The 23,683-nt window shown below is 71.2% G+C and carries 23 protein-coding genes and 1 tRNA gene; 11 read left to right on the top strand and 13 right to left on the bottom strand.

All coding sequences use genetic code 11. The annotated features are described in order from the left end of the window. Positions 1-13 precede the first annotated feature (13 nt). From IWX63_RS01055 to IWX63_RS01025, 7 genes are all read left to right on the top strand, one after another. A complete protein-coding gene (locus IWX63_RS01055) occupies positions 14-1,465 on the top strand; it encodes a GuaB1 family IMP dehydrogenase-related protein (RefSeq protein ID WP_199276303.1) in 1,452 nt (483 codons plus the stop codon). 136 nt (positions 1,466-1,601) lie between these two features. Further along, the gene (locus IWX63_RS01050) at positions 1,602-1,802 is read left to right on the top strand and encodes a hypothetical protein (RefSeq protein WP_199276302.1); all 201 of its coding nucleotides are present in this window, start codon (positions 1,602-1,604) and stop codon (positions 1,800-1,802) included. A gap of 2 nt (positions 1,803-1,804) precedes the next feature. Then, positions 1,805-3,232: a hemolysin family protein gene (locus tag IWX63_RS01045; RefSeq protein WP_199276301.1), complete on the top strand. Its 1,428-nt coding sequence runs from the start codon at positions 1,805-1,807 to the stop codon at positions 3,230-3,232. Next, positions 3,229-4,317, top strand: a complete 1,089-nt coding sequence (locus tag IWX63_RS01040; protein ID WP_199276300.1) for a hemolysin family protein — start codon at positions 3,229-3,231, stop codon at positions 4,315-4,317. Before IWX63_RS01045 ends, IWX63_RS01040 begins: the two co-directional genes overlap by 4 nt. Before the next feature lie 92 nt (positions 4,318-4,409). After that, the gene (locus tag IWX63_RS01035) at positions 4,410-5,399 is read left to right on the top strand and encodes a metal ABC transporter solute-binding protein, Zn/Mn family (RefSeq protein WP_199276299.1); all 990 of its coding nucleotides are present in this window, start codon (positions 4,410-4,412) and stop codon (positions 5,397-5,399) included. A 135-nt stretch (positions 5,400-5,534) separates the two neighbouring features. Further along, complete coding sequence (locus IWX63_RS01030) at positions 5,535-6,314, top strand: metal ABC transporter ATP-binding protein (RefSeq protein ID WP_334685566.1); 780 nt, start codon at positions 5,535-5,537, stop codon at positions 6,312-6,314. A 3-nt stretch (positions 6,315-6,317) separates the two neighbouring features. After that, positions 6,318-7,223 carry a metal ABC transporter permease gene (locus IWX63_RS01025; protein ID WP_199276297.1) on the top strand — a complete coding sequence of 302 codons (906 nt, stop codon included), beginning with the start codon at positions 6,318-6,320 and terminating at the stop codon, positions 7,221-7,223. A 59-nt stretch (positions 7,224-7,282) separates the two neighbouring features. Here IWX63_RS01025 and IWX63_RS01020 read toward each other — a convergent pair whose 3' ends face one another. From IWX63_RS01020 to IWX63_RS01010, 3 genes are all read right to left on the bottom strand, one after another. Next, entirely contained in the window at positions 7,283-7,822 is a 540-nt protein-coding gene (locus IWX63_RS01020) for a MarR family winged helix-turn-helix transcriptional regulator (protein WP_199276296.1), read from the bottom strand. Between the two features lie 88 nt (positions 7,823-7,910). Continuing rightward, a complete protein-coding gene (locus tag IWX63_RS01015; RefSeq protein WP_199276295.1) occupies positions 7,911-8,477 on the bottom strand; it encodes a MarR family winged helix-turn-helix transcriptional regulator in 567 nt (188 codons plus the stop codon). Positions 8,478-8,564: 87 nt separating this feature from the next. Further along, on the bottom strand, positions 8,565-9,062 hold the full coding sequence (locus IWX63_RS01010) for a Fur family transcriptional regulator (RefSeq protein WP_199276294.1): 498 nt from the start codon (positions 9,060-9,062) through the stop codon (positions 8,565-8,567). 77 nt (positions 9,063-9,139) lie between these two features. On the opposite strand from IWX63_RS01010, the gene IWX63_RS01005 reads away from it, so the two are divergent. The 4 genes from IWX63_RS01005 (at position 9,140) to IWX63_RS00990 (ending at position 12,078) form a co-directional block, all read left to right on the top strand. After that, positions 9,140-9,799 (top strand): MBL fold metallo-hydrolase, encoded by a 660-nt coding sequence (locus IWX63_RS01005; protein WP_199276293.1) that lies wholly within the window; start codon positions 9,140-9,142, stop codon positions 9,797-9,799. A gap of 193 nt (positions 9,800-9,992) precedes the next feature. Then, positions 9,993-10,820, top strand: coding sequence for a sulfurtransferase (locus IWX63_RS01000; protein WP_199276292.1), 828 nt, complete (start codon positions 9,993-9,995; stop codon positions 10,818-10,820). A gap of 182 nt (positions 10,821-11,002) precedes the next feature. Then, positions 11,003-11,428, top strand: coding sequence for an HIT family protein (locus tag IWX63_RS00995; RefSeq protein WP_199276291.1), 426 nt, complete (start codon positions 11,003-11,005; stop codon positions 11,426-11,428). Positions 11,429-11,481: 53 nt separating this feature from the next. Then, entirely contained in the window at positions 11,482-12,078 is a 597-nt protein-coding gene (locus IWX63_RS00990; RefSeq protein WP_199276290.1) for a hypothetical protein, read from the top strand. Here IWX63_RS00990 and hrpA read toward each other — a convergent pair. The 10 genes from hrpA to IWX63_RS00935 all read right to left on the bottom strand — a co-directional run bounded on the left by hrpA (position 12,050) and on the right by IWX63_RS00935 (position 23,080). Continuing rightward, positions 12,050-16,093, bottom strand: a complete 4,044-nt coding sequence (hrpA, locus tag IWX63_RS00985) for an ATP-dependent RNA helicase HrpA (RefSeq protein WP_199276289.1) — start codon at positions 16,091-16,093, stop codon at positions 12,050-12,052. The genes IWX63_RS00990 and hrpA overlap by 29 nt on opposite strands. 47 nt (positions 16,094-16,140) lie before the next feature. Next, positions 16,141-17,160: a helix-turn-helix transcriptional regulator gene (locus IWX63_RS00980; protein WP_199276288.1), complete on the bottom strand. Its 1,020-nt coding sequence runs from the start codon at positions 17,158-17,160 to the stop codon at positions 16,141-16,143. 52 nt (positions 17,161-17,212) lie between these two features. Further along, on the bottom strand, positions 17,213-17,767 hold the full coding sequence (locus IWX63_RS00975; RefSeq protein WP_199276287.1) for a hypothetical protein: 555 nt from the start codon (positions 17,765-17,767) through the stop codon (positions 17,213-17,215). Then, on the bottom strand, positions 17,764-19,155 hold the full coding sequence (locus tag IWX63_RS00970) for a DUF58 domain-containing protein (protein ID WP_199276286.1): 1,392 nt from the start codon (positions 19,153-19,155) through the stop codon (positions 17,764-17,766). The genes IWX63_RS00975 and IWX63_RS00970 overlap by 4 nt, the downstream gene beginning before the upstream one ends. Then, positions 19,148-20,188, bottom strand: a complete 1,041-nt coding sequence (locus tag IWX63_RS00965; protein WP_199276285.1) for an AAA family ATPase — start codon at positions 20,186-20,188, stop codon at positions 19,148-19,150. The genes IWX63_RS00970 and IWX63_RS00965 overlap by 8 nt, the downstream gene beginning before the upstream one ends. Further along, a complete protein-coding gene (locus IWX63_RS00960) occupies positions 20,185-20,649 on the bottom strand; it encodes a hypothetical protein (protein WP_199276284.1) in 465 nt (154 codons plus the stop codon). The genes IWX63_RS00965 and IWX63_RS00960 overlap by 4 nt, the downstream gene beginning before the upstream one ends. Next, entirely contained in the window at positions 20,646-21,377 is a 732-nt protein-coding gene (locus IWX63_RS00955; protein ID WP_199276283.1) for a DUF4129 domain-containing protein, read from the bottom strand. The genes IWX63_RS00960 and IWX63_RS00955 overlap by 4 nt, the downstream gene beginning before the upstream one ends. Before the next feature lie 103 nt (positions 21,378-21,480). After that, positions 21,481-21,553: transfer RNA gene (locus IWX63_RS00950), tRNA-Arg, on the bottom strand. A 115-nt stretch (positions 21,554-21,668) separates the two neighbouring features. After that, positions 21,669-21,968 (bottom strand): CPBP family intramembrane glutamic endopeptidase, encoded by a 300-nt coding sequence (locus tag IWX63_RS00945; protein WP_334685565.1) that lies wholly within the window; start codon positions 21,966-21,968, stop codon positions 21,669-21,671. A gap of 338 nt (positions 21,969-22,306) precedes the next feature. After that, positions 22,307-23,080: an MBL fold metallo-hydrolase gene (locus IWX63_RS00935; RefSeq protein ID WP_334685521.1), complete on the bottom strand. Its 774-nt coding sequence runs from the start codon at positions 23,078-23,080 to the stop codon at positions 22,307-22,309. Positions 23,081-23,683 lie beyond the last annotated feature (603 nt).

Below are 23,683 nucleotides of genomic sequence, written 5' to 3'. Positions count from 1 at the left end.
ATCAAGGAGAACCATGCGCTTCATCAATCCGCCCACCACCGACCTCACCTACTCGGATGTGTTCCTCGTGCCTTCCACGTCCGAGGTGATCTCCCGTTTCGACGTCGATCTGTCCTCGGACGACGGCACGGGAACCACGATCCCGCTCGTCGTCGCCAACATGACGGCGGTGACCGGCCGGCGCATGGTCGAGACCATCGCGCGGCGCGGCGGCATCGGGGTCCTCCCGCAGGACGTCCCCGTCGAGGTCATCGCGGAGGTCACCTCGTGGGTCAAGGAGCGCCACCCCGTCTTCGAGACGCCGCTGCAGCTGCAGCCCGGCAACACCGTGGTGGATGCGCTGCACCTCATGCACAAGCGCGCGCACGGGGCGGTCCTCGTCACGGACGACGCCGGGGTGTGCGTCGGCGTGGTCAATGCGGACGACTGCGAGGAGGTGGACCGCTTCGCCTCGCTGGAGTCGGTGATGCGCCCGGCGCCCGCCGCCTTCGAGGCGTCGATGTTCGACGCCGATCCCGCGGCCGCGCTGCAGAAGGCCTTCGAGGACCTCGACGGATCCCGCGTCGCCCTGGCGCCCGTGGTGCGCGACGGCGCCCTCCAGGGCGTCATCACCCGCACCGGGGCGCTCCGCTCCACCATCTACGAGCCCGCACTCGACGCCGCGGGCAGGCTCACCGTGGCGGCCGCGGTCGGCATCAACGGCGATGTCGAGGCGAAGGCGGCGGCCCTGCTCGACGCCGGCGTCGACGTCCTCGTCGTCGACACCGCCCACGGCCACCAGCGGAAGATGCTCGACGCGCTCGCCGTGGTGCGCGGCCTGCACCCGACGGTGCCGATCGTCGCCGGGAACGTCGTCAGTGCGGAGGGCGTGCGCGATCTCGTGGCCGCCGGGGCCTCGATCATCAAGGTGGGTGTGGGCCCCGGGGCCATGTGCACCACGCGCATGATGACGGCGGTGGGCCGCCCGCAGTTCTCCGCCGTCCACGAGTGCGCCCAGGCGGCCGCCGAGCTCGGCGCCCACGTGTGGGCCGACGGCGGTGTGCGGTACCCGCGCGACGTCGCCCTCGCCCTCGCGGCCGGCGCGAGCCAGGTCATGATCGGCTCCTGGTTCGCCGGGACCTACGAGAGCCCGGGCGACCTGCAGACCGACAGCAGCGGACGCCGTTACAAGGAGAGCTTCGGCATGGCCTCCGCCCGGGCCGTGCAGAACCGGACCCGGAGTGACGACGTGTTCGCGCGCGCCCGCAAGGGACTGTTCGAGGAGGGGATCTCCACCTCGAAGATGTACCTCGATCCGGCGCGGCCCGGTGTCGAGGACCTCCTCGACATGATCACGGCCGGCGTCCGCAGCTCGATGACCTACGCGGGGGCGACGACGCTGGGCGAGTTCCGCGACCGCGCGGTGGTCGGGGTGCAGTCCGCCGCGGGCTACGAGGAGGGCCGCCCGCTGCCGCAGAGCTGGTAGCGGCCCCCCCCCCCCCCCCCCGGGACCCGGACGCTGCAGCGTCCGGGTCCCTCGTTGCGCTGTGAGCGAAGAACCGGGTGCGCCGCCTCGGATTCCGTCTGCCGGCCGGACACCCGGCCCGTAAACTGGTGGTCTTATGGACAGTCCTCCCAGGGGCCGGCTCGACGTCGGCGCACCCTCTCCTCTTGCCCATCCGCTGCCCGCAGCCGATACCGGACAGGCCGTGGACGCCGGGTCCGACAAGGGCGGCGCGCCTCCTGTCCCGTCGGATGCAGCGGACCCCCTCAAACGCGGACCGCTGCGGTCCCGTCCCGGGCAGACCGAGGAGGGGAAGTAGCGGTGGAATGGGTGTATCTGGTTGCAGGCCTGCTCCTGGTGCTGGGGACAGGCTTCTTCGTGGCCGTCGAGTTCGCCCTGGTGGCCCTCGACCAGACCTATGTCCAGCGCGCGGTGGACGACGGGGACGCCAAGGCCGTACCCCTGCTCCGCTGCCTGAAGTCCCTCTCGACCCAGCTCTCCAGCTGCCAGTTGGGCATCACGCTCACCACGCTGCTCACCGGCTACGTCATGGAGCCGTCCGTCGGCCGGCTCCTCGAGACCCCGCTCGCCGCACTCGGCCTCTCGGAGGCCCTGGTCGCCTCCGCCTCGCTCATCATCGCGATGGCCTTCGCGACCCTGCTGTCCATGCTCATCGGCGAGCTGGTTCCCAAGAACCTCTCGATCGCGCTGCCCTTCAGGGTCGGCAGGGCACTGGCCCGCCCCCAGCTGATGTTCACCGCTGTCTTCAAGCCGGCCATCATCGTGCTGAACGGGTTCTCCAACCGCGTCCTCAATATCTTCGGGCTCGAGGCGAAGGAGGAGATCTCCGGCGCCCGGACGCCGTCGGAGCTCTCGTCCCTCGTGCGTCGTTCCGCCGAGATGGGCACGCTGGACCAGGGCACCGCCAACTTCCTGGCGCGCACCTTCAGCTTCTCCGAGCGGACAGCAGCCGATGTGATGACCCCGCGCATCCGGATGGAGGTGATCGACTCGGACCAGTCCGTGGCCGACGTCGTCGAGGCCGCGCGCCGGACCGGCTATTCGCGGTTCCCGCTGATCGGCGACTCCGCGGACGACATCCGTGGCGTCGTCCACGTCAAGAAGGCCGTCGCGGTCCCGCGCCACAAGCGCGCAGGCCTGCCGGCGGGCACCATCATGACGGATGTCCTGCGCGTCCCCGAGACGGTGCACCTCGATTCGCTCCTGAGTGAACTCCGCGAGGCGAACCTCCAACTGGCCGTCGTGCTCGACGAATACGGGGGAACCGCCGGTGTCGCCACGCTCGAGGACCTGGTCGAGGAGATCGTCGGCGAGGTCGCGGACGAGCACGACAAGCTGAAACTGGGTGTGCTGCAGAGCGCGGCGGGGGACTGGTTCTTCCCCGGCCTCATGCGCCCCGACGAGGTGACCCTGCAGATTCCCGGTCTCGTGGTGCCGGACGAGGCGGGCTACGAGACTGTGGCGGGATTCATCATGGCCGAGCTCGGCCGGGTCGCAGCGCCCGGGGACACGGTCGAGGTCCCCGCGGGCATGCTGACCGTGGAACGCATGGACGGACGGCGCATCGACCGCGTCGAGTTCCGTCCGGCGCCCGTCGCGCCAGGGCACGACGACGACAGCGCTGTCGTGCCCGAGCACCAGTCGGTGCCCCAGGGCTCCTCGGGTGCCGAAGGGACCACCGGGCCCGTCTTCGCCGGCAGCACGTCCTACCGGAAGGACCACCGATGAGCGACTGGGCGGGAATCGTCTGGCTCGTCGTCCTCCTGGCCGGCAACGCCTTCTTCGTCGGCGCGGAGTTCGCCATCATGTCGGCGCGTCGCAGCCAGATCGAGCCCCTGGCGGAGACGGGGTCGAAGCGCGCGAAGACCACGATCTGGGCCATGGAGCACGTCTCCCTCATGCTCGCGTGCGCGCAGCTGGGCATCACGGTCTGCTCGCTCCTGATCCTGCAGGTCGCGGAGCCCGCGATCCACCACCTGCTCGTGGTGCCGCTGGAAGCCGTCGGGATCCCCGAGGGCCTCGCCGGTGGTCTTGCGTTCGCGATCGCCCTGCTCCTGGTGACCTTCCTGCACGTGACCTTCGGCGAGATGGTGCCGAAGAACATCTCGGTCTCCGTCGCCGACAAGGCCGCGCTCCTCCTGGCCCCGCCGCTCGTGATGATCGCGCGGGTCGTCAACCCGGTGATCTCCTCGCTGAACTGGGCCGCGAACCATATCCTCCGCGCCCTCAGGGTGGAACCGAAGGACGAGGTGTCCTCGACCTACACGCTCGAGGAGGTGCAGTCCATCGTGGAGGAGTCGACGAAGAGCGGACTCGTGGACGACGAGTCGGGGCTCATCACCGGTGCGCTGGAATTCTCCGGGCAGACGGCCGAGACCACGATGGTGCCGCTCGACGGCCTCGTCACGGTCCGCACCGATGCGACGCCGGAGGACTTCGAGCGCGCGGTCGGCCGGACCGGATTCTCCCGTTTCGTCATGGTGGACGAGAACGACAACCTCACCGGCTACATGCACCTGAAGGACATCATGTCGATGCCGCAGGCCATGTACCGGCGCCCGATCACGGAGAACAAGGTCCGTACGCTGGCCAACCTGTCGCTGCACGACGAGATCGAGGACGCCCTCACGGTGATGCAGCGGACCGGTTCGCACCTCGCGCGCGTCCTCGGGCCCGACGGCTCGACGCGCGGAGTGCTCTTCCTCGAGGATGTGATCGAGCAGCTCATCGGCGAGATCCGCGACGTAACGCAGAACCGGGGGGCCCGCAGGTCGGGGGAGGGGATCGGCGGTCCCGACGCGCCGGTCACCTGATCACCGGACAGGGAAATGCGAACGGTTCGCGTCTGGGTTATGCTCGAAGCGCTAACCCGAACAATTCTCATTAGTCCGATCGAGGTTCTCCGATGCCAGTCTCTCCACGTCTCGCGCTCCCCGCGCTCCCCGCGCTGATCGCCGTCTCGGCGCTCGGTCTCGCCGCCTGCGGGGACGGCGGGTCCGGCGCATCGACCGGTCAGGCGGGCGCTTCCGGTGATGGGGCGATCACGGTCGTCAGCGCCACCAACGTGTACGGCGGCATCGCGGCGGCCGTGGGCGGCGACGACGTCGAGGTCACCTCGATCGTGGACAGCCTGAGCCAGGACCCGCATTCCTACGAGCCGACGGTGCAGGACAAGCTCGCGGTGTCCGGCGCCGACCTCGTCATCGAGAACGGCGGAGGGTACGACGCGTTCCTCGGGCGCCTCGCGGACGAGACCGGCGTCGAGACGGTGCTGAACGCCGTCGAGCTGTCAGGCCTCGAGGAGCCCGCAGGCACCGGGGAGCACCCGGAGGAGGACCACGCGGAGGAGGGCCACGGTCACGGGGCCTTCAACGAGCACGTCTGGTACGACTTGTCCGCCATGGCGACGCTCGCCGACGCGATCGCGGAGGAACTGTCCCGCATCGATGCGTCCAATGCCGACGCCTACCGCCAGCGCGCCGATGCCTTCGTCGAGGACCTCCGGCCCGTCCAGGATCGGCTGGCCGCGCTGGCGTCGGAGAACGGGAACGACGGCGTCAGGGTCGCGGTGACCGAGCCCGTCCCCGCCTACCTGCTGGAGGCCGCGGGTCTCGAGGACGTGACGCCGGAGGCGTTCACCCAGGCGATCGAGGAGGAGTCCGATGTCCCCGTGGCGGCACTCGAGGAGATGAAGTCCCTCGTGTCGGGTGGCAGCCTCGCCTTCCTTGCCTACAATGGCCAGACCGAAGGGGCGCAGACGGAAGCCGTTCGATCCGATGCCGGGGAGGCGGGCCTTCCCGTCGTCGAGTTCACCGAGACCCTGCCCGACGGTGAGGACTACGTGTCCTGGATGGCGGGCAACGCCGAAAGCATCGAGGCCGCCCTCGCATCCTGAGCACCCCGCGCCACGCTCCTGCACCACCCCCGGAACACACCCTGCACCACGACAGACTGGAAGCCGCTCCGCATGACCTCGACAGTTCCCCGGCCAGCGTCCTCCTCCGCCGGGGCGACGGACGCCCGGCCGGCGATCAGCCTGCGCGACGCGGCACTGTCCTTCGGTGGCCGCACCCTGTGGGAGGGGCTGGACCTCGACATCATGCCCGGCGAGTTCTTCGCCGTCCTCGGCCCCAACGGCTCGGGCAAGACGAGCTTCCTGAAGGTGCTGCTGGGACTGCAGCCGCTCGACTCCGGCACCGCGACCGTCGACGGCCGCCCGGTCACGCGTGGCAGCCGGGCGCTCGGGTACATCCCGCAGCAGAAATCCTTTCCCGCCGAGACGCCGCTGAGGGCCCGCGACCTCGTGGGGCTCGGGGTGGACGGGCACCGCTGGGGGCTGCGTGTCAGGGGCCGCGGGTACCGCGAGCACGTGGACCGGCTCCTGCACGACGTCGGCGCCGAATCCTATGCGGAGGCGCCGGTCGGTCTCCTGTCGGGGGGCGAGCAGCAGCGACTGCGGGCCGCACAGGCCCTCGCCACGGACCCGGCCGTGCTCCTGTGTGACGAGCCCCTGCTCTCGCTGGACCTGAACCATCAGCAGGCGGTGAGCTCGCTCATCAACCGGCAGTGCCATGAGAAGAACAGCGCCGTGGTCTTCGTGACCCACGAGATCAATCCCGTCATCGACTATGTGGACCGTGTGCTGTACCTCGCCGACGGCAAGTTCCGGGTGGGCAGCCCGGCCGAGGTCATGACGAGCGAGGTGCTCTCCGATCTGTACGACAGCCCCGTCGAGGTGCTGCACAGCAACGGGAGGATCGTCGTCGTCGGTCTGCCGGACGCCACGACCCACCATCACGAGAGCGCCTAGGCCATGGACTTCCAGGACATCGTCGACGCCCTCTTCACGTTCGACAACTACGCCCAGCTGCTCCCGCTGGTCCGGAACTCGCTCATCGCCGGGGCCGTGCTCGGACTGCTCGGCGGGCTCATCGGGACCTTCGTCATGATGCGCGACCTCGCCTTCGCGGTGCACGGCATCGCCGAGCTCTCCTTCGCGGGGGCCGCGTTCGCGCTGCTCGTCGGGGCCAATGTGGTGGCCGGGTCCCTCGTCGGCTCCGTCCTCGCCGCACTCGTCCTCGGGCTCATGGGCATCCGCGCCCGCGACCGGAACTCGATCATCGGGGTGGTCATGCCTTTCGGCCTCGGTCTCGGGATCCTGTTCCTCGCCCTCTACGAGGGGCGTGCCGCCAACAAGTTCGGCCTCCTGACCGGGCAGATCGTCTCGGTCGACGACGTGCAGCTGAACCTGCTGGTGGGGTGCGCGGTCGTCGTCATGCTCGCCCTGGCCGCGATCTGGCGTCCGCTCACCTTCGCGAGCGCGGATCCCGACCTCGCGGAGGCCCGCGGTGTGCCGGTGCGGGGCCTCTCGATCCTGTTCATGGTGCTCCTCGCGATCTCCGTGGCACTGTCCATCCAGGTGGTCGGGGCCCTGCTGGTCCTCGCCCTGCTGATCACACCGGCAGCCGCAGCGCTGAAGGTCTCCTCGGCCCCGGGCGTCGTCGTCCTGCTCAGCGTGGTGTTCGCGTGCGTCTCCGTGGTGGGCGGAATCCTGCTCGCCCTGGGCGGGCGCATCCCGATCAGCCCCTATGTCACGACGATCTCGTTCGCCATCTACCTCGTGTGCCGCCTGATAGGCTCCCGCCGGTCCGCGCGGAGGTCACGTCACTCGGGGGCAGGGGCCGGGGCGACGCGGACAGCCGCCGGCGTCTCCGCCTAGGACCGGAAGGACGCGCCGGCCGGGAGGACACCCGAGCAGGAGGCGCAGGAGCCGGGGGTCTAGGTGCTGAGGTCGTGGTCAGGCTGCCGGACGGCGTCGGCGATCGCCTGCTCCATGGTGCGCAGGAAGCGGGTGACCGTCTCGGTCTCCTCGCTCGTGAGGCCGTCGGCGGCCGCGAGGACGCCGCGCTTCTCGATGTCGAAGGCGGACCGGAACTCCTCGGTGGCCTTGTCCCCGGGCTCCAGGATCACCGCGCGGCGGTCGACGGGGTGGCGGCGTCGCCGGATGAAGCCGGCCTTCTCGAGCCGGTCGATGACGAGGGTCGTCGATGCACTCGAGATCCCGAGGGCGAGCGCGAGTTCCTTGGGGCTGGCACCTTCGTCCTTCTGCCAGATGCCGAGGAGGTAGCGCAGGGCTCCGAGGTCCGTCTCGTTGATGCTGAGCCGCTGGCTGAGCTGCCGACGAAGGCCGCTCTCCACGTTCCGGTAGGCCCTGAGTGCGTTGAGGACGTCGACGCCGGTCGCGGCCTGGTGGGTGGCACCCTCGCCGGACGGCGGATACCAGTAGCCCGCTCCCTGCCGTGCGTCCGAAGGATTCATGCCTTGATCCTAGACCATCTAGTAGTCAGGCTCCCTAGGTACTTCGTCACACGAAGGGATTGCCGTGATCCGCGGATCATGCGGCGGATCATGCGGGAGGATCGGCCGGCCCTGTCGCGGGGAAGTCCAGCTCCGTCATCGCCTGCCCGAGGGCACCGAGGAAGCGGTGGATGGTGCTGCTGTCCTCGGGCGGGAGAGCGGCGGCGATGCGCATCATCCGCTCGTGCATCGTCCCCATGGTCGACCGCACCTCGTTCTCGGTCGTCGCCGTCGGCCAGACCTCGATGACCCGCCCGTCCGTGGCGCTCGGGCGTCGTTCGGCGTGGCCGCTCTGCTCGAGGCGGTCCACCAGTACCGTCGTGGCGGCCGAGGAGATCCCGAGTTCCCGGGAGAGGGCCGCGGCATTGAGCGGCTGCCCGGCCTGGCCCGCGCGCAGCATGGAGCGCAGTGCCGTCATGTCGGTCTTGCCGAGGTGCATGGAGTCCCGGCTCTGGCCTCGCATGGCACCCTCGGCGTTCCGGTACCGGCGTACGGCATCGACGAGGTCGTGCACGGAGTCGGCATCGCAGGCCGCGGCGCCACGGGTGCGCTCGGCATCGGAGCGGACGGGGTCGGGCGTCGGCTCAGCGGCAGCGGAGCTGTCAGGGGACGTCACCCAAACAGCCTAATCGACCCCACCGACATCATCCGTGCCCTGGCCGTGGTGGCGCAGGAAGGAGTACCGTGCTGGACCGCCGGTGCCTCAGGGTCGGTCCGCCGCCGCCGTGCACTCCGGGCACAGGCCATGGATCTCGACGGTGTGGGCGGCGTCGGAGAACCCGTGCTCCGCCGCGATCCGGGCTGCCCACTGCTCGACGGCGGGCGCCTCGATCTCGACGGCCCGTCCGCAGTTGCGGCAGAGCAGGTGGTGGTGGTGGTGCTCGACGGCGCACCGCCGATAGACCGCTTCGTTGTCGCCATTGCGCAGGACGTCCACGAGGCCGTCGTCGGCCATCGACTGCAGGATGCGGTAGGCCGTGGCGAGCGAGACCGATTCACCGCGCTCGTGCAGCACGCGATGGAGTTCCTGCGTGCTCACGAAGTCGTCAAGGGCATCGAGGGCGGCGCTCACCGCGCGCCGCTGCCGCGTGACGCGCTGCTCCGATCCCCGGCGGGTGGGTGGTGCAGGCGGCGCGGGCCGCGCGGACGGCGCCGCCGTACCGGTCCTCGTTACTGCCTCGGGGGTCGCCTCAGGCGTCATGTCCTACCCTTCCTGCGGGCACACGTGCCCAGGATCAGAGTCAAGATTATCAGCGCGGGCGGCGGTAGTCTGAGGCGATGCTGCTGACCAAGTACTCCCATTCGTGCGTGCGGCTCGAGCAGGACGGATCCGTGCTCGTGGTCGATCCCGGTACCTTCTCCGAGGTCGAGGAGGCCCTCGAGGGGGCCTCCGCCGTCCTCATCACGCACGAGCACCCCGACCACATCGCCGTCGACCGCGTGGTCGCCGTGCTCACGGCGGACCCCGCGCTGGGACTGTGGGCGCCCCGGGGGGTGGCCGACGCCGTCATCCGCGGACTGGGCCACGCCGCCGGGGATCGCGTCCATCCCGTGGCGGGAGGCGAGCAGTTCGTGGCCGCCGGGTTCAGGGTGCGGACCTTCGGCGGCCAGCACGCGCTGATCCACCCCCTGATCCCCGTGGTCGCCAATGTGGGCTTCCTCGTGGAGGGATCCGTGTACCACCCCGGTGATTCGCTGATCGTGCCGGACGGGATCGGCGTCGAGACCCTCCTGGTGCCCGTGCATGCGCCGTGGTCGAAGCTGGCCGAGGTCGTCGACTTCGTGATGGCGGTCCGGGCTCCCCGCGCCTTCCAGATCCACGACGCCCTCCTCAACGAGACGGGGCTCGGCCTGGTCGAGGGACATCTCACCCGCCTGGGTGCGCCGTACGGCACGTCCTTCCGGCACCTCGCACTCCGCGAGAGCGTCGACGTCTGAGTCCGTCCGGCCCTGCCCTGCGCGGCCCGTTCCGGCATCCTCCGGTCGAGCCGGCGCACGCGGCCGTCCGTGAGCCGTGCGCGTGCCGGACGGGTTCCTTGGTGGGGGCACCCGGGTGTGGTGGACTGGCCTGCATCAGGACCGGCCGCGGTGAGCTCCGCGGTCCGGTCGACCGTTCCGACAGGAGATCTCGATGAAGACTCTGATGGATGTGCAGGAGCTGCGGGACCGGATGACCTCCGGTCGGCAGACCATCCTGCTGGATGTGCGCTGGTCCCTGGGCGACCCCCACGGCCATGGGCATTACCGTGAAGCCCACATACCCGGCGCCGTGTACGTGGACATGGAGACACAGCTGTGTGCGCCCGGCGGTCCCGGGCTCGGGCGCCACCCGCTTCCCGACCCCGAGGCCCTGCAGGAGGCTGCCCGCCAGTGGGGACTCTCCGACGGCGACACGGTGGTCGCCTACGACGACTCCGGGAACCTCGCGGCTGCACGCCTCTGGTGGCTCCTGCGCGACGCCGGCTTCGAGGCGGTCAGCCTCCTCGACGGCGGCCTCACCGCCTGGCGCGAGGCGGGGTACGACGTCGAGGGCGGGGAGGAGCGGCACTGCGTCGGGAGCGTCCACCTCACCTCGGGGCGGATGCCCGTCGTCTCGATCCCCGACCTGCTCGACCCGGTGCAGGGCGACGTCGTCCTCGACGCCCGGGCCGGCGAACGCTTCCGCGGCGAGCACGAGCCGATCGATCCGAAGGCCGGCCACATCCCCGGAGCGGTCAGCGCCCCGACGGCAGACAACCTCGGCGACGACCGCCGCTTCCGGTCCGCCGAGGAACTCCGCCGCCGCTTCCGGGCCCTGGGTGCCGGGCGCGGGCGCACCACGGTGTACTGCGGCTCCGGCATCACCGCGGCCCACGCCATCGCCGCCCTGGACATCGCCGGCATCGACGCCGCACTGTTCCCGGGCTCGTGGTCCCAGTGGTCGACGACGGAGGGACTGTCCGTCGCGACGGGCGCCTGACCGCCCCGGACCGCGGGCGCACCCTGCGGCGGGGCCGGCGCTGGCCCCGCCGCAGGGTGGCGCGGTAGCGTCGGGGCATGACCCCAGGACGCCCCGCACCGCCGCCCCTGCGTGGCGGCATCCCGCTGCCGGCCGGACGGGCGCGCGGCGGTGTCCCACCGGCAGCGACCCCAGGAGGACCGATGGCCACTCTCTTCACCAGGATCATCGACGGCGAGGTGCCCGGGCGCTTCGTGTGGCAGGACGACGACGTCGTCGCTTTCCTCACCATCGCACCGATCACCCCCGGACACACGCTCGTGGTGCCGCGGCGGGAGATCCCGCACTGGCTCGAGGCCGATCCGGAGACCCTGACCCGGGTGATGGCCGTCGCGCAGACCATCGGCAGGGCGCAGGAGACGGCGTTCGGCGCGAAACGCGTGGGCGTCCTGCTCGAGGGCTACGAGGTGCCCCACCTGCACGTGCACGTCTGGCCGACGCAGTCCCCGGAGGATTTCGACGTCAAGCGCGTGGATCACGCGCCGGATCCGGCCGCGATGGATCGGAGTGCCGAGGTGTTGCGCCGGGCGCTGCGTGACGCCGGACATTCCGGCTCCGTCCCCGACTGAACGGGCCGTAGACCGCTACCGCGATCCGTCCACCACTGGTAGGTTGCCGGTGCATGGAAACGATCGAGAGCATGTTGACGGGCGGGCATCCCAACTCGATGGGGCGCACGGTCGACGTCGTCGAACTGGTGGCGGCAGACCGGTCGAGGCTGCAGGAGCTGTTCGGGTGCTACGGGAGTGCGGACCCTGTGGTGCGGCTGCGTACCTCCAGCGCCCTCAAACGCCTCGAGGCCGTGCGGCACGACTGGCTGGTCCCGTTCGTCGACCGGCTCATCGACGACGTCGGCACGCTGGACCAGGCCTCCGCGCGGTGGACGCTCGCGAAGCTGTTCCTGAGGCTGACGCCGGACCTGACACCGGACCAGCGTGACCGCGCCACGGTGGTCCTCAAGCGCAACCTGGAGGAGCAGCACGACTGGATCGTGCTGATCAACACCATGGAGACACTCTCCGCCTGGTCCGACGGCGATCCCGCCCTGCGCGCGTGGCTGGACCCGCAGCTCGAGCGCCTGGCCGGCGACCCGCGGACCTCGGTCGCGGAGAGGGCCCAGGGCATCGCCGCCCGGGCCGGCGGTGACCGGACGGCGCCCGATGCGCTGCACGACGCCGAGCGCCTCGAAGTCACCGCGTCTCGGCGAAGGCCTCGTTGAGGGCTGTCCTGACGCGCTTCTCGGAGACCGAGTAGGCGGTGCCGAGGTCCTGTGCGAACAGGCTCACCCGCAGCTCCTCGATCATCCACCGGACGCGCGCCAGGGACGCGGGCCGGTGCCGTCCCGCGGCGAGGGACGCGACGGCGTCGTCGTACTCGTCCTCGAGCCGCTGGATGACGGCGGTACCGAGGCCGTCGCGCTGCACATTGGTCGGCAGTTTCTCGAGCCGCAGCTCGATGCCCCGCAGATAGCGCGGGAGGTGCGCCAGCTGGGCGTATCCCGTGGCCGCGACGAAGCCGGGGTGGACGAGGTGCTCGAGCTGGCTCCGGACGTCGTTCAGGGCCGTGATCAGTGCCAGGCTCGTGGTCCCCTTGAGCTGCTTCTGGATCCGCCGGCTGCTGGCGAGCACCTTCTCCACCGTCGCCGTCACGACGAACACCGTGTCGATGAGCTCGGCGCGGACCTCCTCGTAGAGCCGGTTGAACGCCTCCTCGGTCCAGGGCAGCTGCTCCGGCACGAGCTTGTCGATCGCCGCGAGCGAGCAGTCGCGGATGAGCTCGGCGACACTGCCGTGCGGGTTCTGGCTGAAGGTGAGCTTCTCGGTGTTGCTGAGATGCTCCAGCACGTACTTCGCCGGGCTCGGGATACGCAGGGACAGGAGCCGGATGATCCCGGCCCGCATCGCCGTCGACTGCTCGCCGGCGGTCGGGAACACCCGCAGGCCCACCGAGGTGCCCTCGTCGACGACGGCGGGGAACCCGGTGACCCGGTGACCGGCGACGGTGCGGGACACCTCGCGCTCGATGCCTCCGAAGACCCAGCTGCTCTCGCCCGTCCGCTCGGCGACCGCGGGTGCCTCCGCCACCGCCACCGCACCGCCGGGAAGGGAGGCGCCCTGCGCGGCCTGCCCGCCTGCCGCGGAGGCGTCCGCGGCATGCGTCCGACCGGAGCCACGGCCGGCCGGTTCGGTCCTCGTGCCCTCGCGACCTGCAGGGCCGGCGGTCGCCTTCCCGCGGCCCCCGTGTCCGGGACCACCCGCCGGCCGGGTGCTGCCGGGCGTCGCGCCGAGGGACTCCGCGATGGCCCGGCTGACCGCCGGCGCCAGGGCCTCCCGGAGGGCCTCCAGGTCGCGGGACTCGTCGAGCACGCGCCCCCCGGCGTCGACGATGCGGAACATCATGAGCAGGTGCGGCGGCACCGCGGACCAGGTCCACGACCCGGGCGGGATGACATGGCCCCGCAGGCGGCGCAGTGCGAGTTCGAGGGACGCTTCCAGGTCGTCCCGGGCCGGATCGAAGTCGGCCCCGAGCGCGGCGACAGCGCTCCGGGCGACGTCGGGGGCGGGCACGAAGTTCTTCCGCACCTGCTTCGGCAGCGACTTGATGAGTGAGGTCACGAGTTCCACCCGCTGGCCGGGGATCTGCCAGCGGAACGGCTTCGGGTCCAGCTGGTTGAGGAACAGGACCGGGATGGTCACGGTGACGCCGTCGTGCGCACCGGGGGTGAGGGGCGAGAACTCGTAGGCCAGGGGCAGCTCGAATCCGGCCTGGTGCCAGGTACTCGGGAAGGCCGCCTCGTCGAGTTCCGCCGCATCCTCGCTGAGGAGCTGCTCCGGATCGAAGTCGAGCAGGTCCGCCTGCTCGTGGCGTGCCTGCTTCCACCAGGAGTCGAAGTGCCGCTCGGAGACCACCTCGGCGCCGATCCGCTGGTCGTAGAACTCGAACAGGGTCTCGTCGTCCACCCGCAGGTCCCGCCGCCGCAGGCGGTTCTCGAGCTCCTCCACCTCGGCGAGGCGGGCCTGGTTGCGGCTGAAGAACGTGTGGTGGGTCTTCCAGTCACCCTCGACGAGGGCATGCCGGATGAACAGCTCGCGGGCCACCTCCCGGTCCACCCGCCCGTAGTTGATGCGACGCTGCGGCACGATCGGCACACCGTAGAGCGTCACCTTCTCGTACGCCATGACCGAGCCCATCTTCCGGGACCAGTGCGGTTCGCTGTAGCTGCGCTTCACCAGGTGCGGCGCCACCTGTTCGGCCCACAGGGGATCGATGCGCGCCACGACGCGCGCCCACAGCCGGGAGGTCTCCACGAGCTCGGCGGCCATCACCCAGTCGGGCGACTTCTTGAACAGCGCCGACCCGGGGAACACGGCGAAGCGGGTCCCGCGTGCACCGGCGTATTCACGCTTGCGCTGGTCGAAGAGGCCGATGTTGCCGAGCAGGCCCGCGAGCAGGGCGATGTGGATCTGTTCGTGAAGCCCGACGGGGTCCACGGGGCCGGCGTGCAGGGTGATGCCGAGCGGCTTCGCGAGCTGGCGCAGCTGCTGGAACAGGTCCTGCCACTCCCGCACGCGCAGGTAGTTGATGAACTCCGTGCGGCACAGCTTCCGGAACTGCGTCGAGGACAGTTCGTCCTGCCTCTCCTGCAGGTAGCGCCACAGGTTGAGGTAGGCCGTGAAGTCCGAGTTCTCGTCCACGAAGCGCTTGTGCTTCTCGGCGGCCTGCTGCTGCTTGGCGGGCTGGTCCGCGGAGGGGCGCTCCCTCGGATCCTGGATGGTCAGGGCCGCCGCGAGGACCATGACCTCCTTGACGGAGCCGCGCGCCCCGGCCTCGACGATCATGCGCCCGAGGCGTGGATCGACGGGCAGCTGGGCGAGCTTGCGGCCCACCGCGGACAGGCCGCCGTCGTCCTTCAGTGCGCCGAGCTCGCGGAGCAGGGCGACGCCGTCGTTGATCGCCTTGGTCTCGGGTGGCTCCACGAACGGGAACTCCGCGATGTCCTTCGGACTGCGGGTCACGCCCATGGCGGCCATCTGCAGGATGACCGAGGCGAGGCTGGTCCGCAGAATCTCCGGCTCGGTGAACGGCCGCCGCGAGGCGTAGTCCTCCTCCGAGTAGAGGCGGATGGCGATGCCGTCGGACACGCGCCCGCTGCGGCCCGACCGCTGGTTCGCGGAGGCCTGGGACACGCGCTCGATCGGCAGCCGCTGGACCTTGGTGCGGTGCGAATAGCGGGAGATGCGGGCCGTGCCGGTGTCGATGACGTACTTGATGCCGGGCACGGTGAGGGAGGTCTCCGCGACGTTCGTCGCGAGGATGATCCGGCGGTGGCTGCCGGTGGGGCGGAAGACGCGGTGCTGCTCCTCGAGGGAGAGCCTCGCGAACAGGGGGAGGACCTCCGTGCCGCGCAGGCGCGTGGTGGACTGGATGCGGGCGCGGAGGGCGTCGGCGGCGTCGCGGATCTCGCGCTCGCCGGAGAAGAACACCAGGATGTCGCCGGGGGCCTCGAGGGAGAGTTCGTCCACCGCGTCGCAGACGGCGTCGAGCGGATCCCGTTCCTCCTCGAGCTCGCTGTCCGCGCCGCCGTCGCCGTCGTCGAGTCCTCCCGGCGGCTGGTCGAGGGGGCGGTACCGGATCTCGACCGGGTACGTGCGGCCGGAGACCTCGATGATCGGCGCGGGAGAGGTGTCCACGACGGCGGCGTCGGCGGCGAAGTGCGCGGCGAAGCGCTCCGGGTCGATGGTCGCCGAGGTGATGATGACCTTCAGGTCCGGGCGCTCGGGCAGGATCCGCTTGAGGTAGCCGAGGATGAAGTCGATGTTCAGGCTGCGCTCGTGGGCCTCGTCGATGATGATCGTGCTGTACTTGCGCAGCATCCGGTCGTGCTGGATCTCGGCGAGGAGGATGCCGTCCGTCATCAGCTTGATCCTGGTGCGGCGGCCGACGGATCCGGTGAAGCGGACCTGGTAGCCGACCTCCTCGCCCAGCGGGACCTGCAGTTCCTCGGCGATGCGCTCGGCGACGGTGCGGGCGGCGAGGCGCCGGGGCTGGGTATGACCGATCAGCCCATGCTCCGCCAGGCCGAGCTCGAGGCACATCTTGGGGATCTGTGTCGTCTTCCCGGACCCGGTCTCGCCGGCGATGATGGTGACCTGGTTGGCCGCGATGGCGGCCATGATGTCAGCCCGGCGTTCCGAGACGGGAAGATCCGCGGGGTAGGAAATTGTCAGTGGCATAGTTGCCTGCCAGTCTAGTTCCTCGCACCGGGCCGCAGGCGGGGTGTTCACCGAGGGCCGGGGTCCGGCCTTCCGCCGCTGCCGGGCGCGACCTGCTCCGCACTCCCGGTCCCGGTCCCGGTCGCACGGCGGAGCCGGTCGGCGACGACGACGGCGCGCTCCCGCATCGCGGCCGGCTCGAGGACCTCGAAGTCGATGTCCCAGCTCGCCAGGTAGGCCAGCGGGAAGTCGAGGGAGTCGAAGCCCGCCCTCAGGAGCGTGTGGTGCTCGCCGTCGGCCTCGAGGGTGCCCGTGCTGGGCGGGACGCGCGATTCCAGCTCCTGCAGCGGCGCGTGGAACCTGATCACGGCGTCGTAGGAAGAGGGCGAGCGGGTGATGGACTCCTGCACGTAGGCCGCGAGGTCGGGCGCGGGCAGGGGTCGGGGTACGAAGCGGTCCCGTGCCACCGGCACGCTCCGGCACCGGTCCACGCGGAACGTCCGCCAGTCCTCCCGCGAGCGATCGAAGGCCACCAGGTACCACCGCCGGCCGGTGTCCACGAGCCGGTACGGTTCGACGACGCGCCGGGAGGATTCGCCGTCGTGCCGGTCGTAGCGGAACGCGACGCTGCGGCGCTCGGTGATCGCCGCGGAGAGGGCGGTCAGGATCTCCGGATCCACCGGCGTACTGGCCGCAGCCATGCGTGTCACCGCGAAGCGCAACCCCGCGAACCGGGGCCTCAGCCGGGGCGGGAGGACCTGTTCGAGTTTGGTGAGCGCGCGCACGGAGGCCTCCCCCACGCCGGAGACCGGGCTTGCCGTGACCGCGGTCAGGCCGATCGCGACGGCGAGCGCCTCGTCGTCGTCGAGCAGCAGGGGCGGGAGCCGGGCGCCGGCGCCGAGCTGGTATCCGCCGGCGACCCCGGGGGAGGCGTTGATGGGATAGCCGAGCGTGCGCAGCTTGCCGATGTCCCGCCGGACCGTCCGCTCCGTGACCGCCATGCGCTGGGCGAGGGCGGGGCCGGTCCACTCACGCCGGAGTTGGAGGAGCGAGAGGAGTTGCAGCAGGCGCGCCGAGGTCTCGATCATGGGTCAACGGTACGGCGGAAAGCGGACGGGAGCTGTCCTGATTCCTGCCCTCCTAGCCCGACGCCCCGCGGAGGTCACCCGGCCGCCGGATGAGCCATACCGCCCAGGCGATCAGGGCCACCACGCCGACCAGCACGGCGACCAGGCTCGACCCGGCCCGGCCCACGAGCAGGGCGAGGACGGCGACGGGCTGCGCCCCGGCCTGGATGCGCAGGAAGGACACCGCGAGCTGACGGAGCGCCGCAGCGCTGATCCACCCCCGCAGCGGGAGGTGCAGGAGCAGGAGGTAGAGGATGAAGACGGCATGCAGCCCGGCGACGAACACGAGGAGCCACGGGGACCCGGCCGGCACGTTCACCGCGTAGGCGACCACGAGCAGCAGCAGGGACAGGGAGACCACGCCGACGGAGGGGAGCACCGCCGCGCCCGCGGCCACCACAACGGGCAGGAGGATCCACGCCGAGTCGCTCCACGCGATGCTGCCCAGGAGCACGGCGAGCAGGGCGGTCGCGCAGCGCACCGCCCACAGGGGTACGAGGCCGCGTCGGTCGGGGACGGCCGGGGAGCCGGCGGAGCGGACGGGCCGGGCGAGCCCCCGCGGCCTCACGGGGCACCCCGGCCGGACCCCTGGCCCGCACGTCGTCCGGCCCGGCGCGCCAGCAGTCGGAACCCGGTGTCGAGGTCCGGTCCGCAGGGCGCTCCGAGGTCGTCCGTGCGGCTCGGGGTGGGCGCAGCGGTGGTTCGGGCGCGCCGAGGGTCGGCGGAGATGCCGGCGACCACAGGGATGCCGTCGACCTGCAGGCCCTCGAGCAGCAGGAGTCGCCGCAGGAGCGTGAGCCGCACGGCCTCGGCCTGCGCCGTGGTCGTCTCCGTGCGGTCCAGCGGCAGCATGCAGTCGACACCGGCCACCACGTGCCCCTGCGCGTGCCAGAGGCGCAGCAGGCGTGACGGCTCCGCATCCAGGAAGGCGGAGAACACGACGACGACGGCGCCCTGCGGCGGCACGGGGTCCCTGCGGCGCCGTCGCCGTGGCACCACGGCCGTGCCGGCCAGCCGGACCCGGATCTGCTCCAGATGGCGTGCACCCGCAGCCGAGCGCAGTGCGCGCCGCGTGCCGGACAGGTCGTCGAGTCCCACACGGTCACCGACGGCGAGGTAGGACGCCGCTACCGTCGCGGCGGCCGTCCGCGCGAGGTGCAGCGATCCGGCGGCCAGCCGCGGAGGAGCCGCGGCGAACCAGTCGGCCGTCGAGGCCGGCAGGTCGTGGGCCTGGTCGACGACGAGGAAGATCGAGGCCTCGGCGTCGGCGAAGGTACGCCGCACCATGAGCCGGTCCTGGTCGGCAGACCGGCGGGCCGTTGCGCGCCAGTCGATCCGCCGCAGCTGGTCCCCGGGCTGCAGGGGAGCGACGGACCGCAGCTCACCGCCGTCGCCCGGCCGCCCTGACCGATGCGTTCCCGCGAGGCCCACGAGCCGCCGGGAGACCGGGCGGGCGAGCATCGCCCCGATCGGCGGCAGGATACTCACGCGCACGGGCGGTGCCGCGACGAACGCCGACGGCCGGGCGAGGTCGGCGGTGAAGCCCGCGGCACCGTAGGCGAGGACGTCCCGTTCCCCCGAGGGCGGCGCATCCACCAGGAACGGGCACTCCTCGCCGGCCAGCAGGACGACGGCGTCCGGGGGACAGCCGGGGGCGGCCAGGGTGGTGATGACCAGGCGCCCGGGCTCCGCGGCGCCGCCGGTGTCCCGCGGCGCGAGCAGCAGACGCAGGCGCGGTCCCCGGGCGTCGCCCTGCCGGTCCGGGGCGATGCCGGCGGCACACGCTTTCCCGGGCTCCGGCCCGGCGCGACCGGCGAGCGCGAGGAAGGCGAACGGTGCGGCGAGAGCCACGGTGTCCGGGCGGCCGGAGACCAGGCCCGCCACCACGCAGAGGAGCAGGACGATGACGGCGAGCGCCCAGACCGGCGACCGGACGGCCGCGGAGGCCCTAGCCACGCGGCACGGTCGGCGGGGTGGGAACCTCGGCCAGCACGTCCCGCACCACCTTCTCCGTCGCCACGCCCTGCGCCCAGGACGACGGCGTCAGCGTCAGCCGGTGTGCGAGGACGGCCTCGGCCCCCTCCTGCACGTCCTCGGGCAGCACGAAGGTGCGGCCGTCGAGGACCGCGAGGGCGCGGCCCAGCAGGACCAGCGCCTGTGACCCGCGAGGGGAGGCGCCCACCTCGACCGCCGGATGGGTCCGCGTCGCGGCGGTGAGCCGGACCGCGTAGTCGATGACGTCGTCGTCCACGCCCACGGACTCCACGGCGGCCTGGAGGTCCAGCAGTCCCTCGGCCGTGGTCACGCTCGCCACCTGCGTCTCGTCCCGCCGACGCGTGATGCGCCGCGCGATGATGTCCTGTTCGCCGCCGGGGCCGGGGTAACCGAAGCGCAGGCGGACCATGAAGCGGTCCAGCTGCGCCTCCGGCAGCGGGTAGGTGCCCTCGAACTCGATGGGGTTGGACGTGGCGAACACATGGAAGGGCCGCCGGAGCGGCAGGGTGATGCCCTCGGCGGACACCTGCGCCTCCGCCATGGCTTCGAGGAGCGCGGACTGGGTCTTGGGGGACGTCCGGTTGATCTCGTCGGCGAGGAACAGGCCCGCGAAGATGGGGCCGGGCTTGAACTCGAACTCCCGCGTGGCCGGATTGAAGATGGACGAGCCGGTCACGTCCGAGGGCAGGAGGTCCGGAGTGAACTGCAGGCGCCGGAAGTCGAGGCCCAACGCCTGGGCGAGGGTCTTGGCCGCGAGGGTCTTCCCGAGGCCGGGCAGGTCCTCGAACAGGACGTGGCCTCCCGCGAGCACGGCCGCGAGGGCCAGGCGCAGGGCCCCCTCGGCGCCGACGACGACGGTCCCTGCGCGGGCGAGGACCTCGCGTCCCACGCGCGCGGCGTCGACGGACCCCGTGCCCGTGCCGTCTGCAGGGCCGGTCGGCACCGCGCCCGGGTCCACGGCGGCGCTCGGCGGGCGGGAGTCGGGCTCGATCATGGGGCCTCCTGGCGATGGATCGGTGTCGGGTCGGGCTGGGGGGCGAGGAGGATGCGTTCCAGTTCTGCGCCGACGGCCTGGAGTTCGCGGTGGTTCAGCGCCGGTGGCCGAGCCCCTGCGAGGAAGGTATCGAGCGCGTCGCTCCGGGGGGCTCCGGGCCGCGCCACCGCCACCGAGCGGGCCAGGGTATGCGCCTCGAGGAGCGCGCGGGCCCCGGGCTCCTTCGACGCGAGGGAGAATTCGAGCGCCTGCAGATCGGCGAGGCCGCGCTCCGGCTCGGGTGGGCGCGGCAGGACGATCCGGGGGACGTCCACGGCCTCCAGGACACCGTTCGCGATGCCCGCGGCGCACGCCGCCGCCGCGAGGACGACGGCGTGGCGGGCATCGAGGCCGAAGAACCACACGGCGCCGAGCGCGAGGCCGACCAGCACGGCCGTGACGGCCCACGCGGACCGCTTCACGGGCTGACCTCCGGCTGCCGGGCGCGTGTGGCGAGGGACCGTGCCAGTTCGTCGAGGCTCGCCGCCGCCGCGTCCCGGTCGGCGGGGCCGAGGGGGTCGCCGGCATGGTCCCGGCCGGTCTGCCCGAAGCGGGCGCGCTGATACAGCTGGTTGAGGGCGGTCAGGGGACGGGGAGGAAGATCGAGGGTGCCCGCGACGGTGGAGGCGAAGTCCGACGTCGTCTGCGTGGGTGCGCGGCCGACGCCCGCCTCGGCGCAGACGCGCTCGAGCTCGAGCCAGCACCGGATGATCGTGTCCGAGGTGCCTCCGCCGCGCCCCAGCGCCGCACGCGACTCCTTCGCCCAGTCCGGCAGGGCCACGGACGCCAGGGCGACGGCGCCGGAGTGTTGCGGATCGGCCTGCCCCGGGGGATCGCCCTCGGGTCCCTGCCGGCCGCGGAAACGCAGGAGCAGCCGCGTCAGGAGGGCCAGCGCGAGCATGAGGAGGACGAGGAAGACCGCGACCAGGGTGCCACCATCGATGACGATGCGCTCGCCGTCGGGCAGTGGTGGTGCCGTGGCCGTCCCGGTCGGGGCGGGTGACTCCGTCTGCTGGGGGGAGCCGTCCGGCGGATTCATCACGGGATCGGCGGAGAAGTCACCGACGAAGGCGGCGGCGAGCACCACGAGGAGGAGGACGATCAGGGTCAGGGCGGCCGGGACACGCTGTGGACCGGCTGTCGTCCCCACGTTCCCCCCGCCGGTCGATGCTCGCGCGGGCCCCGCGGGCCGCGTCCTGTGGAGCCTACCAAAACAGAACCGCCGCCGGCCTGATGGCCGACGGCGGTGGATGTGCCCTCGATAGGATTCGAACCTACGACCTTCTGCTCCGGAGGCAGACGCTCTATCCCCTGAGCTACGAAGGCAGATACGGAGACGTCCGTACCCGTTAGGGACTCATCGAGCTTAGCAGGTGGCGCATCTGTGGGAAAACGCCGACGCGGGGAGGTGGTGCAGATCGGGACGGGAGGGCGCGGGGTCTCAGGCGGGGGAGGGGGTGTGCCGGTCCCTGATGCCGACGGTGACGAGGACGACGAGGCCCAGGAGGGGGATGATGACGTAGAGGATGGCCCCGGTCATCGTCGCGAGGAGCACCTGGTTCAGGACCGCGGGTACGGGTGAGCCGGTGATGATGTTCGTCAGGTGGAAGAGTCCGAAGACGAGCGACGTGCCGATCGCGACTATCGCCTCGGTGCGCCCGTCGGCCCGCATTCCGCGGAGGAGGATGCCGCGGAACAGCGTCTCTGCGCAGAACCCCACCAGGACTCCGGCGACGAGGATCGGGATCAGGAGGTCGACGCGCAGGTCGGACCAGCCGACGAAGACGAGGTGCAGGCTGATGCCGATGATGAAGGCGACCGCGGCGATCCTGAGGATGGCCGGGACCGGCAGCCGTTCCTTGTCGTGGAAGACATGGTCCCAGTGGGACCACCAGAGGAAGGCGATGAGGACGATCGCACCGCGTGCCAGCGGCAGGACGGCCGCGCGCCAGACGTTCGCAGCGGAGGCGAACCACTCCGTGTACGGGATCCCGGACGTGGCGGCGGTGACGGTGAAGACGGCCGAAGAGAGGACGATGACCAGCAGTGCGCCCCGGACAGAACCGGAAGAGGCCGACCTCAGGCGTTCGTCGGCCAGAGGATGAAATCGTCGCAGACCATCCGGACCGGCTTCGGGCCTGCAGCGTCCAGGGCGGAGCGCACCAGGTGGAGATGGTCGACCGTCATCTCGAGGGGAGGCTCGTCGGGCTGGTAGGTCGTGCGCACCGGGTAGTCCACGCCCGGCGTGGTGGTCATCTCGATGTGGCATCCGACCACGTGCGTCACCGGATGCGTGTCGCCGAACCGGATGAGGCGATCGATGCTTCGCGAGAAGGCCGTCCAGTCCTCGATATACAGGCGCCCCCGGTACACCGTGTCGCCGGTGAAGAGGATCCCGGTCCAGGGATCGTGGAATGTGACAGCGGCCGCGTCGTGGCCCGGCGTGGCGAGGACGACGAGGGTCCGTCCACCAAGATCGACCTCCCCCCGTTCATCGGGGGTGTCGGAGAACCCGAAGTACTGCCAGGCGGCCTCCCTGCCCGCCGGCACGAGGGTGGTGTGGGCTCGGTTCGAGAACTGGGCATCACCGGCGACGTGGTCCCCGTGCGAGTGCGTGTGCAGGATCAGTAGTCCGTACGAGCGGCCGACCTCCGGATGCCGGCCGAGCCACGACCCGATGAGATCGTCGACGACTGCCCGCAAGGGGAAGTACTGCTGGGAGACCGTCGCGCCGGTGTCGAGCAGGACCACTCGCTCGTCCCCGAAGAGGAGGAACACAAAGGGTGCTTCGTAGTTGACGGCCTTGTTCTGCCGCAGCACAACGGTGTCGGCGTCGTACCAAAAGACCTGCACGTCGGGGTCCGTGTTGTGCCTGGAGGACTCGGACCCGTGGATCCACTGCGCGGGCAGCGGTTTCGCAACGGGTCCGTCTGCAGGATGATCCCTCGACACCATCGACGCTCCGAACTCTTGGGCTTACAGCGGTCACATCGTGCCGCTCCACGGCTTCCAGCATGACGGCCCGGGCTTGCTGCGCGCCAATCCGGGGGCGGTGGCCAATCCGGGACTAAAGGCCCTGACGGGGATGGTGCTTCCCGGCAACAATCAATGGGTGACCTGCATCTCGTGAAGCAGTGATGAACGTCCAAGCCGCAGAGGGACCCAAGAGCACAGCGATGTGGGGGAGTTCCTTTCGTGGACATATCAAGGAGCGGGACATCACGGATGAGGGCTCACCACGGCACCACCGGTCAGCAGCCACCAGATGGCGCTCCGAACAATCCCGGACCATCGTGCGTCGCATACCTGCGCGACCGCGAACCGGTCCGGGTCCTGCGCCCCTTCAGGGGGCGGGACCCGGTGGGCTTGCGTCGGTGTCACGGTGGTCCTGTACCTGCAGGGGTGCCGGCCGTTTCCCAGGGCGGGTTCGGCGGGTCGTCGTGCTGACTGATCCCC

The organism is Arthrobacter sp. CAN_A2, from assembly GCF_015752045.1.
Lineage (GTDB): Bacteria > Actinomycetota > Actinomycetes > Actinomycetales > Micrococcaceae > Arthrobacter_D.
The sequence above is the reverse complement of the archived record's forward strand: the minus strand, read 5'-3'. Positions and strand labels throughout refer to the sequence as shown.